The organism is Streptomyces rimosus subsp. rimosus, assembly GCF_000720725.1.
GTDB classification, from domain to species: Bacteria; Actinomycetota; Actinomycetes; order Streptomycetales; family Streptomycetaceae; genus Streptomyces; species Streptomyces rimosus_A.
In genome coordinates this window covers 97954-110139 of record NZ_JOCQ01000002.1, presented here as the reverse complement: position 1 = coordinate 110139, position 12186 = coordinate 97954, and the positions used below count along the sequence as shown (strand labels likewise).

The following is a 12186-nucleotide window of genomic DNA, read 5'->3' as shown; positions in this document are numbered from 1 at the left end:
GAAACCCCCTTGCCGGACTGTTCGTTCGAACGAACGACTTCGACGGTAACCGGGCCGGGCGGCGGCTTCAACGGTGCTCGCGGCCGAGTTCCGCGAGGCGGGTCAGGGCCGGCAGCGCATCCGCGAGCGCCTGGCGCTGCTCGCCGGACAGCCGGTCCACCAGGGGCGTCAAGTGGCGGGTGCGGGCCTCGTGGCGGGAGCGGCCGGCGCGCCGTCCGGCCTCGGTGATACGGACCAGGACGGCGCGCCCGTCACTCGGGTCGGGGCGGCGGGCCACCAGGCCGTCGCGCTCCAGCCGGGCGACGAGCTGGGTGATGCCGGGCTGGCTGACCTGTTCGGACCTGGTCAGATCGGTCAGCCGCAGCGGGCCGTCGTGACAGGTGAGGGTGTCGAGCACGGACAGCGCCGTGGACGAGAGCTTCTCGGGGACGGGGAGCCGGGCGTAGAAGCGGTGGAAGGTCTCGATCGCGGTGGCGAAGGCGCCCACGTCCAGGTCGCGGGCCGGGGCGGGGTTCGGTTCGTCGTGCACACCGAAAAACCTATCGAAACTTTTACTTGGGGCGGCGATGTTCCGCCCCGCCCCGGCCCGGCCGCCTCCTGCGCCGCGGTCAGTCCTGCGGCCGTACGACCATCGCCGACCCCCCGCCGCGCCGCACCTTCTCGGCCGCCGCCAGCCAGCGCCCGCCGGGCAGGCGCTGGACGCCGGTCGCGGCGCCGATCTCCGGGTTGCGGGTGAACCGGTGGCCGATCACCTCCAGTTGCGCACGGACCGGGCTGTCCCACAGGCCGGGTTCCAGCTCGGTGGCGGCCGCGTTGCGCTGGCTGGCGCGGGGCGCCGCGATGGCGTCGACCAGCGGCATCCCGCGGTCCAGGTGGTTCAGCAGGCTCTGCAGCACGGTGGTGATGATCGTCGCGCCGCCGGGCGAGCCGAGCGCCACCACGGGACGGCCGTCCCGCAGCACGATCGTCGGGGACATCGAGGACCGCGGGCGCTTGCCGGGGCCCGGCAGGTTCGGGTCGTGCACGGCCGGGTTCGCCGGGGCGAAGGAGAAGTCCGTCAGCTCGTTGTTGAGCAGGAAGCCGCGGCCGGGTACGACGATGCCGCTGCCGCCGGTCTGCTCGATGGTCAGGGTGTAGGCGACGACGTTGCCCCACTTGTCGGCCACGGTCAGATGGGTGGTGTTCTCGCCCTCGTACGTGGTCGGCGTGGCCCGGCCACCGGTCTCGCAGGGCTCCGGGTGGCGCGGGTCGCCGGGCGCCAGCGGGCTGGTGAGCACCGCGTCGTCCTTGATCAGGCAGGCCCGGGAGTCGGCGAACCGCTGCGAGGTCAGGCCCCGGGTCGGCACGTCCTCGAACTCCGGGTCGCCCACCCAGCGTCCCCGGTCGGCGAAGGCGATGCGGCTCGCCTCGATGTAGCGGTGCAGGTAGTCCTTCTCGCTCAGCTTCGACAGGTCGCTGTGTTCCAGGATGTTGAGCGCCTCGGCGATGCTGGTGCCGCCGGACGAGGACGGCGCCATGCCGTACACGTCCAGCCCCCGGTACCGGGACCGGGTCGGCGCCTGGCCGCGCACCTCGTACGTGCGCAGATCGCGGAGCGTCAGGTCGCCGGGCCGCACCTTGCGGTCGGCGCCGGGGCGCACCGGCGGCTTCCGTACGGTCCGTACGACGTCCTTGCCGAGCCGCCCGTGGTACAGGGCGTCGACGCCTTGGTCGCGCAACTCCTTGTACGTACGGGCGAGGTCGGGGTTCTTGAAGGTGGAGCCGACGACCGGGAGCTTGCCGCCGGGCAGGAACAGGCGGGCGGTGGCGGGGAAGTCGCGGAAGCGGGCCTCGTTGGCGGCGGTCTGCGAGCGGAAGGTCGCATCGACCGTGAAGCCGTCACGGGCCAGCTTCTCCGCGGGCTTCAGAACGTCGCGCAGCGAGCGGGTGCCCCACCGGTCCAGCGCGGTGTCCCAGGTCGCGGGCGTGCCGGGGGTGCCGACGGACAGGCCGCTGGTGACCGCCTCGTCGAACGGGACCGGCTTGCCGTTCTCCAGGAACAGGTCGCTGCCGGCGCTGCGCGGCGCGGTCTCGCGGCCGTCGAGGGTACGGACGGTGCGGGACTTGGCGTCGTACGAGACGAAGTAGCCGCCGCCCCCGACACCGGCCGAGTAGGGCTCGGTGACGCCGAGGGCCGCCGCGGTCGCGACGGCCGCGTCCACGGCGTTGCCGCCCTTGCGCAGCACCTCGATGCCGGCAGCGGAGGCATCGGCATCGACGCTGGAGACCGCCCCGCCGTAGCCGACCGCGACCGGCGTCTTCGGCGGGGCCTTCGCGGGCGCCCCGGCCGGGGTCGGCGGGGCGGCGGCCGGGGACTGGGCGGTGGCCGGGAGGGTGGTCAGCGAACCGGCGAGGGCGGCCACCACCCCCAGTACGGAAAGTCGGCGGACGGGTGTCATACGGCGTTCCCTCCTGGCCTGAGCGGGCGGCAGAGGCCGGAGCCTACCTGCGTGATCACGGGGGCGACAGGGGGCGCGAGGGCGGGGCGCGAAAGGGGCGTGCACGGGACGCGTACGGGGGTGTGGCGCGCGGTGCGCACGGGGCGTGCACGGGCGTACGGCACGCGGCGCACAAGGGGGCACGGCACCGCATAGCGGGTGCCGCTCCCATGCCCGTACGGATGCGGGCAAGGCCGCCCAGCCGCCCGCCCCGCGTTCGAACACACTCCCGGACAGCCGCTACGCTCCCCCGCCATGGACGACTCCCTGCTCCTTCTGACCGTGGCGGTGGCCGCCCTCGTCGTGGGCACGGCGGGCGGCTGGGCCGCGCAGACCGCCGTGGCGCGCCGCAAGCTGACCCGCGAGCAGAGCTTCTTCGGACTGCCCGACGGATCGGAGTGCGTGCTGGTCACCCACCGGGACAGCACCTCGGCGCACTGGAGCATCCCGCGGCACGACGCGCTGGCACTGCTCGGGCTGGCCGCGGTGGTGGAGAACTGCGGGGCGCACGCGGAGGTGGCGCCGCACGACACCGGGCTGCAGGGCTTCGGCGCCCGTACGGAGTTCTGTGTCGGCGACCCGACCGCGCACCGGCGCCTGGCGGCCCACCTGGCCAACCTGCTGCCGGGGGTCGCCGTCCACCCCGGCGACGAGCACGGCATCGGGCGCGGGACGTTCGCCGTCGGCGGTTCGACGTACCGGCTGGAACCCGGCGCGGCGGAGCACGTCCTGCTGGCCCGGCTGACCGCCGTCGAGAGCGGTCGGCCGGTGTTCCTGGCGGCCGGCCAGCGCCCGGTCACCCACCGCGCCGCGGTGCGGCACCTGGTGCGCAACCGGGCGCGGCTGGCCCGCAAGTACGGCGCCGACGGGCAGTTCTGCCTGCTGCTGAAGGTCGTCAACTCGCAGGCGTACGGGCCCGACGTGGTGGAGCTGGTCGCGGACGTGACCAAGGCCGCGCTGGCGCCGCCGGAGCCTAAGGGGCACCGCGCGGGCGTGTAAGAGGCACGTCCGGGAACCGTCAACCGAAGTACATGACCTCGGGCGCGGGCCCGCCGCAATACGGCCGCCAGTCCGCGAGCCCCGCCCCGTTGGGCGTGCCGGTGGCGGCGAAGGCCGCGAAGGCGCCGCCGAAGGCCCGCGCCAGGCGGCGGGCGTCCGTTCCCGGCCGGCCGAGCATCGGACTGCCGGAAAAGGCGCCGAACGTCCCGAAGAGGAAGGGCAGCTCCGCGCAGTGGGTGGCGCCCAGCGTGCCGTCGTCGCCGTCCGGACTGCGGTCGAAGCGGTAGACGTACGCGGGCGTGCCCTGGGCGGCGCGCTGCTCGGCGATCCGGGTCACGCCGTCCCGGAACAGCCAGCCGGTGGCCGCCTCGGTGAGGAGCCCGGCGGGCGAGGCGTCCGGGCGCAGGCGCGCCAGGTCGTCGTAGGCGCAGGCCGCCGTGTCGTGGTAGCCGTCGCGGAAGGCGTCGCGGGCGTCCTCGCGCATGATCCGCAGGACGTCGTCCCGGGTGTACGCGCGGGCCCGCTCGTCGAAGGCGACGAACGCGGTCATCTCGTCCCGTACCGTACCGATCAGCAGTCCGGCGTCGCCCAGGGCGCCGTAGGCCACCGCCTGCCGGGGCGCCGTGGGCAGCAGCGCGCCGCCGAGCACCGGGTACATGGGCGGCGCGACCCGGCCCGGCCGCGCGCGGTCCGCCGACAGCCGGGCGTACGCGGCGAGCAGCCGCTCCGCGGGCAGCGCGCGCAACTCCCGCAGCACTTCCGCCTCCCGGCCGCCGCCCACCGCCTTCCCCGGCAGCCCGAGCAGGTCCAGGAAGACGGCCGCGGACTGGGCCGCCGCGTCCGGCTCCTGGGGCGGCAGACCCCAGGGCCCGCTCTGCGCAATGACGCGGTGCACCATCCCACGGGTCTCCGGTGCCACCGCGAGGGCCAGCGCCGCATACGCGCCCGCCGACTGCCCGCCCACGGTGACACGATCGGGCTCGCCGCCGAAGGCCGCGATGTTGTCGCGCACCCAGCGCAGCACCGCGGCCTGGTCCTGGAGGCCGAGGTTGCCGACACCGGCCTCGGGCAGGTACAGGTAACCGAGCGGCCCCAGGCGGTAGTTGGCGGTGACCACGACCAGACCACCGAGGGCGGCGAGCCGGGCCCCGTCGTACCAGTCCCAGCCGCCGGAGCCGCTGGTGAAGCCGCCGCCGTGGAACCACACCAGCACGGGCCGCCCGGCACCGGCCGCCCCGGCCGGGCTCCAAACATTCAGCGTCAGACAGCCGTCCTCGTCCCAGTCGACGGCCCTGCGCCCCATCACGCACTCCAGGCGGGACCGCCCCTGCGGTACGGCCGGCCCCGGGCGCGCCGCGTCACGTACGCCGGTCCAGCCCTCGTGCGGGCGCGGCGGCGCGAGGCGCAGCGCGCCGGACGGCGAGGCCGCGTACGGGATGCCGCGGAAGGCGGCCACCGGCGGCGCGTCCGCGCCCTCCTCCGCCACCGGTACCGGCGCCGGTTCGCCGCACACCCGCCCACGCTCGGTCTCCACGGTCCGCCACCACGCGCGTCCTGCGGCCATCGTTCAGCCCCTTCGTCCGGTCCGGCCCCCGTGCAGCAGCACCCGTTCTACGCGACGGCCCGCCGTATCCGTACACCTCCCCGCAACGAAGCCCCCGCCCGCTCCGGCTCGCCCGCGCCCGTGACACCCCGGTGTGGTACTCCTGTACCAACGGCTCCGGCGTGCCGGGGCCCGGGCGACCGGCCGACCCCACGCCCCAGGGAGCACGTGATGACCGAACGCAAGCCCCCCGGTGTCGACTTCGAGACCTGGACCGACCGGCAGATCCGCGAGGCCGCGGAACGCGGCGACTTCACCGCCCTGCCCGGCTTCGGCAAGCCCCTGACCGGCCTCGACAAGCCGTACGACGACATGTGGTGGGTCAAGGAGAAGATGAGCCGGGAGAACCTGAGCTTCCTCCCGCCGACCCTCGCCCTGCGCAAGGAGGCCGAGGACGCCCTGGAAGCCGCGGCACAGGCGCCGTCGGAGCGTGCGGTCCGGCGCATCATCGGCGAGATCAACACGAAGATCGAGGAAGCGGTCCGGAAGCCGCCGCCGGGGCCGCCGCTGAAGGTGGAGCCGTTCGATGTGGAGGCCGTCGTCGCGGACTGGCGGGAACGGCACGGCAGGTAGCAGGACGGAGCCGCGTGCAGTCCCGAAGCGCCCTCACCGCTCCTCGGTAGCCAGCCACCCCGCCAGCCCCAGCATCGCGACGCCCGTCGCCGCGTCCAGCCACCGCCGTACTCGCCGGGTGATGCCCAGGGCCTTCAGCCGTCCGCCCAGCGCGGCGTATCCGCAGGCGCAGCAGAATTCCACGGCGATGTAGGCCGCGCCCAGGGCACACAGCGGGAGGACGACGTGTGCGGCGCCGCAGGGGAGGAACTGCGGCAGGAAGACGGTGAAGAGGATGAGCGCCTTCGGGTTGGCCGCGGCCACGACGAATTCCTGCCGGGCCAAGCGGCGCGCCGGTACGGAGGGTTGGCCGCCCTGCGGAGCCGCGCTGTCGGCCCGCCCCTCGTCGTCCGCCGGCCGGCCCGCCGTGGCCACCGTCCGCACCCCCAGCCAGGACAGGTACGCCACTCCGCCCCACTTGACGACGGTGAACGCCGCCTCGGAAGCGGTCAGCAGCGCCCCGAGTCCGGCCGCCACCGCCGCCACCATCAGCGCGAACGCGCCGAACCGGCCCAGCGAGGCGCCGACGGCCGCCCGCGGGCCGTGCCGCAAGCCGTTGCGCAGCGCCAGCAGTTGGTTGGCCCCGGGCGTGGCGGCCAGGAGTACGGCCGCCGGGAAGAACGCGGTCCATTCGACATCGGTCACCATGGGTCCACGCGTACCCCGTGACGCGCGCGACCGCGCGGGCCGTGGGCCGAACGGCGTGGGGCGGTTACGGGTGCAGTGCCCGGCGTACGGTGTGGCAGGCGTCGATGGCGCGGGTCGTGGCCTGGGTGCACAGGCGGCAATGTTCGTGCCGGCCGGCGTGCGTCCGGCACAGTTCGTTGCTGCGTTCGCAGGCGATCACGCACGCGTCGAGCTGTGCGCCCAGCAGCCGGGGCTCCGCGCCGCCTTCCCGCATGAGCAGCCGCAGCGCCGCGCCGGCCACGTCGTGGCAGTCCAGGTCGGCGCGGACCGCCTCGCGCATGCGGTCCACGTCGTCGGACGCGAGCATGCCGGTCGCGCAGACGAGGACGGCCCGCTCGCAGTCGGCGAGGGCGTCGGCGGCGGGGGCCAGGACGTCGGTGCCGAGGCGGGTCTTGGCGGCGATGCTGTCGAGGAGTGTGCTGTTCGGGAGCATGACGGCCTCCGGGCGCGGTGAGCCGGGTCGGCGCCGCGCCGCATCCGGCGGCCGGCGCGTGGCCCGTGGATGCCTTCCGGGCCGAACGTACTGCTGCCCGGAGTGCGGGAACAGGCCCGCGGCGGCCTCCCTCGCACCCCGTCCGCCATGTCCGGTACGCCCGTCCTCGCCCGTCCCACCCAAATTGGCATCGCATACTCCAATTCAGTACGGTGGACAGGTGCGCCTGACGAAGAGCACCGACATCGCGCTCCGCATCGCCATGCGGCTCGCGGTCCTCGGCGACCGGGAGGACCCGCCGACCACCCGCGAGGTGGCCGGTGCGGTCCAGGTGCCGTACACGCACGCCGCCAAGGTGGTGAGCAGACTGCAGCACCTCGGCGTCGTGGAGGCCCGGCGGGGCCGCAACGGCGGGCTGTCGCTGACCGCCGCGGGCCGTACCGGCTCCCTCGGGCGCCTGGTCCGCGAGCTGGAGGGGGTCGGTGACGTGGTGGGCTGCGAGGACGACCCGCCCTGTCCGCTGCGCGCGGCCTGCCGGCTGCGCGGTGCGCTGCGCGCCGCGCAGGAGGCGTTCTTCGCCGCGCTCGACCCGCTGTCCATCGAGGACCTGGTGGCCACCCCGACCGGCCCGCTGCTGCTCAGCCTGACGCCCCGGCCGGAGGGCTGAACGGCCCTATCGCGCCCCCACCCCCGCTCGTACGCTCGCAGTGAAATGCGAATCTGAGATGCCACTTTTCACCGCGGCGTCCTGCCCGCCCGGCCTTCCGCCGGCACAACCGAAGATCAGCACAACCCGAGATCAGCACATCTCAAGAACACGAACCGGAGCACCGATGCTGTCGACCAAGTCCGCCGAGACCGTACGCGCCACCCTCCCCGCCGTCGGGTCGGCCATCGGCGAGATCACCCCGCTCTTCTACGACAAGATGTTCGCCGCCCACCCCGAGCTGCTGCGCGACCTTTTCAACCGCGGCAACCAGGCCAACGGCAGCCAGCGCCAGGCGCTCGCGGGCTCCATCGCCACCTTCGCGACGTACCTGGTGGAGCACCCGGACGAGCGCCCCGACGCGATGCTGGAGCGCATCGCGCACAAGCACGCCTCGCTCGGGATCCGCGCCGACCAGTACCCGATCGTGCACAAGCACCTGTTCGAGGCCATCGTCGAGGTGCTCGGGGACGCGGTCACCGAGGAGGTCGCGACGGCCTGGGACGAGGTGTACTGGCTGATGGCGAACGCCCTCATCGCCATCGAGCAGCGCCTGTACGAGGCGGCGGGCACGCCGGGCGGGGACGTGTGGCGCGAGTACCGCGTGACCGGCCGGTTCCAGGAGACCGACGATGTGGCCACCTTCGTCGTACAGCCGGTGGACGGGGGCCCGCTCCCGGCGTCCCGGCCCGGCCAGTACGTCTCCGTACAGGTCGAGCTGCCCGACGGCGCCCACCAGATCCGCCAGTACAGCCTGTCGGGCCAGCCGGACGCCGGTCTGCAGTTCTCCGTGAAGCGGGTCACCGGCGACGCGGCCGGCTCGCCCGCCGGCGAGGTCTCCAACCACCTGCACGACCACGTGCAGGGCGGCGAGGTCCTGCGCCTGAGCGCGCCGTTCGGTGACGTGGTGCTGGACGAGGGCGACCGCCCGCTGCTGTTCGCCTCGGCGGGCATCGGCTGCACGCCCATGATCGGCATGCTGTCGCGGCTCGCCGCCGACGGCTCCGCCCGCCGCGTCGTCTCGGTGCACGCCGACCGCTCCCCGTACACCCACGCCTTCCGCGCCGAACTGCGGCAGCTGACCGGGAAGCTGGACAACGCCACGGCGGAGGTCTGGTACGAGCAGCCGGAGGCCGGCGCGGACGGCGACAGTGGCAGCGACGCGCTCACCGTCCACGAGGGCCTGATCGACCTGAGCCGGGTGGACGTCCCGGCCGGCGCCATCGCCTACCTCTGCGGCCCGGTGCCCTTCATGAAGGCCGCCCGCGCCCAGCTCCTGGAGGCGGGCGTGCCTGCGGCGGACATCCACTACGAGGTGTTCGGGCCGGACCTGGGCCTCTGAGCACGACGTGCGCCCGGCCCGCCGGCCGGGCGCACCGCCGGGGCCTCCCGCGTACGGGAGGCCCCGCGTTACTCATCCGTAACCTACCGACGGGTTACCACCGGTAAGAACGGCACCTTACTCTCCAGTCACTTCAGCCCCCCTCCTGAAGCACCTGGAGCAGTAGATGTCGTCCTCACGCACCACGCTGCGCACCGCCGTCGGTACCGTCTCCGCGGCCGTGCTCGCCACCTCCACCCTCGCGGGCGCCCCGGCCGCAAGCTCCGCCGCGCACTCCCCCACGCCCGGCGCGCGCAACAGCGCCACGGCGCAACAGGACCTCGCGGCGCGGTTCCCCGACGTGAAGTTCGTCGACATCCAGGGCGACGGCGGCATCACCCTGAAGGCCAACGTCTTCACGCCCGGCGACGCCGCGCCCGGCCGCCGCTACCCGCTGATCGTGCTGCCCACCAGCTGGGGCATGCCGCAGATCGAATACGTCGTGCAGGCCAAGAAGCTCGCCGACGCCGGGTACGTGGTGGTCGGCTACAACTCCCGCGGCTTCTGGCAGTCCGGCGGGCAGATCGAGACGGCCGGCCCCCCGGACATCGCCGACGCCTCCAAGGTCATCGACTGGGCGCTGGCCCACACCCCGGCCGACCCGGGCAAGGTGGGCATGGGCGGGGTGTCGTACGGGGCCGGGATCAGCCTGCTGACCGCCGCCTTCGACCAGCGGGTCAAGGCGGTCGCGGCGCTCAGCGGCTGGGCCGACCTGATCGACTCGATCTACAGCGGGCGCACCCAGCACGCCCAGGCGGCCGGGCTGCTGGGCGGCCTGGGCGCGCTGACCGGGCGCCCCAGCCCGGAACTCCAGGGCATCCTGAAGGACTTCCTCGGCTCGAACCTGGCCAAGGAGGGCGACATGATCAAGTGGGGCGCGAAGCGCTCCCCGGTGACCTACCTCGACCGGATCAACGCCAACGGCGCGGCCATCATGCTGGGCAACGCCTGGGGCGACTCGCTCTTCCCACCCAACCAGTACGCCGACTTCTACGAAAAGCTCAAGGGGCCCAAGCGGCTGGAGTTCCGGCCCGGTGACCACGCCACCGCCGAGGGCCTGGGCCTGCTCGGGCTGCCCAACGACACCTGGGACCACACGAAGCGCTGGTTCGACCACTACCTGAAGGGCGCGGACAACGGCGTGGACCGGGAGGCGCCCGTACAGCTGAAGTCCCGCTCCACCGGCGCCTACGAGGGCTACAAGAGCTGGAAGGACGTGCCCTCCGGCCACCGCAGGATCGCGCTGAACGGCACTCAGCGGATCGGCACCAACCGGGACTCCGGCGCCAACGGCGGCACCGTCTTCCTGTCCAGCCTCCTGGACCAGTTCCTCAAGCTGCCGCCGATGGCCTCGATCCCGCTGCTGCCGCGCTCGGCCGCGGCCGTGTGGCAGTCCGAGCGGTACACCTCCGCCCAGCACGTGCGCGGTACGGCGAAGCTGCACACCACCGTCACCAGCACCGCCGAGAGCGGCACCGGCATCGCCTACCTGTACGACGTGGGACCGCTCGGCCTCGGCAAGCTGGTCTCGCACGCGCCGTTCACCTTCCACGGGAAGACGCCGGGCAAGCCGTTCGGCGTGGACCTGGAGCTGTTCTCGACGGCGTACGACGTCCCGGCGGGCCACCGGCTGGCGGTGGTCGTGGACTCCGTGGACCCGCTCTACATCGAACACAACCCGTCCGGCGCGAAGCTCACGTTCTCCTCGCCCGCGGACGACCCCTCGTGGGTGTCGGTCCCGGTGCGCGACTGAGACGGCGGCCGGGGGCGTCAGCGCTGCTGCTGCGCCCCCGGCAGCAGGGTCCCCGGCTCCGGCGCGTTCACGTCCACCGCTTCCGTCTTCAGGCTCTTGCGCTGCCGTTCGGCGACCCGGTACGCGCACCACGACAGCAGCATGCACATGCCGATGTAGACGGGGGAGATGATCAGGACGACCGGGATGAACGGCAGGTCGTAGTCGAGGTTGGAGGCGATCAGCTTGCCGGCGTGCAGGAACTCCTCGTAGGTGATGAGGAAGCCGAGCGAGGTGTCCTTCAGGGCGACCACGAGCTGGCTGATGATCGTGGGCAGCATGGCGCGGACCGCCTGCGGCACCAGCACGTGCGTCATGACCTGCGTCTTGCGCATGCCCAGCGCGTACGCGGCCTCCCGCTGCCCGCGGTCGACCGAGTGGACGCCGGCCCGGAACACCTCGGCCAGCACCGATCCGTTGTACAGCGTCAGCCCCGCGACCAGCGCGTACAGCGGCTCGGCCTTGAGCGCCACGTAGATGAAGAAGATCATCACCAGCACGGGCATCGCACGGAAGAACTCCACCAGCAGCGTGCTCACCCAGCGGACCGGCGCATGGTCCGAGAGCCGTCCCGCGGCGAGCACCGCTCCCAGGACCAGGGAGAGCACAGCCGCGATCGCGAACGCCTTGAGCGTGTTGCCCAGCCCTTCGAGCAGCAGCTCCTGAATGCCCTGGTACGCGAACGGCGTCCACTTGCGCGCGCTGAACTGGCCGGTGTCGACGAGCGCGTACCCGGCCCACGCGAGGATCGCCAGGATCACCACGGTCGCCACCACTCCGTAGAGCCGGTGGCGGCGCCGGGTCTGCGGTCCGGGGACGTCGTAGAGGGCGGTGGTGGTCATCGGGGAACCCCCCAGCGCTTTTCCAGCACGTTGAACAGCGCGCTGATGGTCAGGGTCACGATCAGATAGCCGACGGCGATCCAGACGAAGGTCCAGACGATGCTGTAGCCCAGCTCGTTGAGCGTCTTGTAGGTGCCGAGGAGTTCGACGACGCTGAAGGAGCCGGCGATCGCGGAGTTCTTGGCGAGCGCGATGAGCGTGGAGCCGACGGGCGGGATGACGGTACGGAACGCCTGCGGCAGCACCACGTCGCCCAGCGTCTGCGAGAAGGTCATGCCCAGGCTGCGGGCCGCCTCGCCCTGCCCCACCGGGACGGTGTTGATGCCGGAGCGCACCGCCTCGCAGATGAAGGCCGAGGTGTAGCAGCCCAGCGCCAGCACGGCGAAGACCTTGAAGGGCAGCACGACGCCGAAGCGCGGCAGCCCGAGCAGCACCGCGAAGAACAGCAGCGTCAGCGGGGTGTTGCGCAGCACCATCACCCACACGGTGCCGAACACCCGCAGCGAGCCGACCGGCGCGACCCGGAACGCCGCCATCACCACGCCCACGACGAGCGCGAGCAGCGAGGCGAAAACGGTCAGTTCGACGGTGCCGAGCAGGCCCTCCCCGTAGCGGGAGAAGTTGTCCAGGAGCACGTTCATGGGCGGTCCGTCC

Annotated in this window: 12 protein-coding genes; 5 read left to right on the top strand and 7 right to left on the bottom strand. The window is 73.2% G+C overall.

Annotated features, from left to right (window positions below; translation table 11 throughout):
* Positions 1-67: 67 nt before the first annotated feature.
* Entirely contained in the window at positions 68-529 is a 462-nt protein-coding gene (locus tag IH45_RS0101460; RefSeq protein ID WP_030660005.1) for a MarR family winged helix-turn-helix transcriptional regulator, read from the bottom strand.
* 79 nt (positions 530-608) lie between these two features.
* A complete protein-coding gene (gene ggt / locus IH45_RS0101455) occupies positions 609-2438 on the bottom strand; it encodes a gamma-glutamyltransferase (protein ID WP_030660003.1) in 1830 nt (609 codons plus the stop codon).
* A gap of 294 nt (positions 2439-2732) precedes the next feature.
* On the opposite strand from ggt, the gene IH45_RS0101450 reads away from it, so the two are divergent.
* Positions 2733-3476 (top strand): hypothetical protein, encoded by a 744-nt coding sequence (locus IH45_RS0101450; RefSeq protein WP_030660001.1) that lies wholly within the window; start codon positions 2733-2735, stop codon positions 3474-3476.
* 19 nt (positions 3477-3495) lie between these two features.
* Here the strand turns inward: IH45_RS0101450 and IH45_RS0101445 are convergent, their stop codons facing one another.
* Entirely contained in the window at positions 3496-5040 is a 1545-nt protein-coding gene (locus tag IH45_RS0101445; RefSeq protein ID WP_030659999.1) for a carboxylesterase/lipase family protein, read from the bottom strand.
* Between the two features lie 210 nt (positions 5041-5250).
* Here IH45_RS0101445 and IH45_RS0101440 point away from each other — a divergent pair, with 210 nt between their 5' ends.
* On the top strand, positions 5251-5652 hold the full coding sequence (locus tag IH45_RS0101440; RefSeq protein ID WP_030659997.1) for a DnaJ family domain-containing protein: 402 nt from the start codon (positions 5251-5253) through the stop codon (positions 5650-5652).
* Positions 5653-5685: 33 nt separating this feature from the next.
* Here the strand turns inward: IH45_RS0101440 and IH45_RS0101435 are convergent, their stop codons facing one another.
* Both IH45_RS0101435 and IH45_RS0101430 read right to left on the bottom strand, forming a co-directional pair.
* Positions 5686-6339: a LysE family translocator gene (locus IH45_RS0101435; RefSeq protein WP_030659995.1), complete on the bottom strand. Its 654-nt coding sequence runs from the start codon at positions 6337-6339 to the stop codon at positions 5686-5688.
* A gap of 64 nt (positions 6340-6403) precedes the next feature.
* Positions 6404-6811, bottom strand: a complete 408-nt coding sequence (locus tag IH45_RS0101430) for a hypothetical protein (protein WP_030659992.1) — start codon at positions 6809-6811, stop codon at positions 6404-6406.
* 220 nt (positions 6812-7031) lie between these two features.
* Between IH45_RS0101430 and IH45_RS0101425 the strand changes: the two genes are divergently transcribed.
* From IH45_RS0101425 to IH45_RS0101415, 3 genes are all read left to right on the top strand, one after another.
* Positions 7032-7478 (top strand): RrF2 family transcriptional regulator, encoded by a 447-nt coding sequence (locus IH45_RS0101425; protein WP_030659991.1) that lies wholly within the window; start codon positions 7032-7034, stop codon positions 7476-7478.
* 166 nt (positions 7479-7644) lie between these two features.
* On the top strand, positions 7645-8859 hold the full coding sequence (locus IH45_RS0101420; protein ID WP_030659988.1) for a globin domain-containing protein: 1215 nt from the start codon (positions 7645-7647) through the stop codon (positions 8857-8859).
* 166 nt (positions 8860-9025) lie between these two features.
* On the top strand, positions 9026-10651 hold the full coding sequence (locus IH45_RS0101415) for an alpha/beta fold hydrolase (protein WP_030659986.1): 1626 nt from the start codon (positions 9026-9028) through the stop codon (positions 10649-10651).
* A gap of 17 nt (positions 10652-10668) precedes the next feature.
* Here the strand turns inward: IH45_RS0101415 and IH45_RS0101410 are convergent, their stop codons facing one another.
* Positions 10669-11532 (bottom strand): amino acid ABC transporter permease, encoded by an 864-nt coding sequence (locus IH45_RS0101410; RefSeq protein WP_030659984.1) that lies wholly within the window; start codon positions 11530-11532, stop codon positions 10669-10671.
* Positions 11529-12173 carry an amino acid ABC transporter permease gene (locus IH45_RS0101405; RefSeq protein WP_030659982.1) on the bottom strand — a complete coding sequence of 215 codons (645 nt, stop codon included), beginning with the start codon at positions 12171-12173 and terminating at the stop codon, positions 11529-11531. Before IH45_RS0101405 ends, IH45_RS0101410 begins: the two co-directional genes overlap by 4 nt.
* Positions 12174-12186: the final 13 nt, after the last annotated feature.

What these genes read in the sequence shown, in the direction of transcription:
- ggt (WP_030660003.1), bottom strand. Translation starts at nt 2,438, where the DNA reads ATGACACCCGTCCGCCGACTTTCCGTACTGGGGGTGGTGGCCGCCCTC.
- IH45_RS0101450 (WP_030660001.1), top strand. Translation starts at nt 2,733, where the DNA reads ATGGACGACTCCCTGCTCCTTCTGACCGTGGCGGTGGCCGCCCTCGTC.
- IH45_RS0101445 (WP_030659999.1), bottom strand. Translation starts at nt 5,040, where the DNA reads ATGGCCGCAGGACGCGCGTGGTGGCGGACCGTGGAGACCGAGCGTGGG.
- IH45_RS0101440 (WP_030659997.1), top strand. Translation starts at nt 5,251, where the DNA reads ATGACCGAACGCAAGCCCCCCGGTGTCGACTTCGAGACCTGGACCGAC.
- IH45_RS0101435 (WP_030659995.1), bottom strand. Translation starts at nt 6,339, where the DNA reads ATGGTGACCGATGTCGAATGGACCGCGTTCTTCCCGGCGGCCGTACTC.
- IH45_RS0101430 (WP_030659992.1), bottom strand. Translation starts at nt 6,811, where the DNA reads ATGCTCCCGAACAGCACACTCCTCGACAGCATCGCCGCCAAGACCCGC.
- IH45_RS0101420 (WP_030659988.1), top strand. Translation starts at nt 7,645, where the DNA reads ATGCTGTCGACCAAGTCCGCCGAGACCGTACGCGCCACCCTCCCCGCC.
- IH45_RS0101415 (WP_030659986.1), top strand. Translation starts at nt 9,026, where the DNA reads ATGTCGTCCTCACGCACCACGCTGCGCACCGCCGTCGGTACCGTCTCC.
- IH45_RS0101410 (WP_030659984.1), bottom strand. Translation starts at nt 11,532, where the DNA reads ATGACCACCACCGCCCTCTACGACGTCCCCGGACCGCAGACCCGGCGC.
- IH45_RS0101405 (WP_030659982.1), bottom strand. Translation starts at nt 12,173, where the DNA reads ATGAACGTGCTCCTGGACAACTTCTCCCGCTACGGGGAGGGCCTGCTC.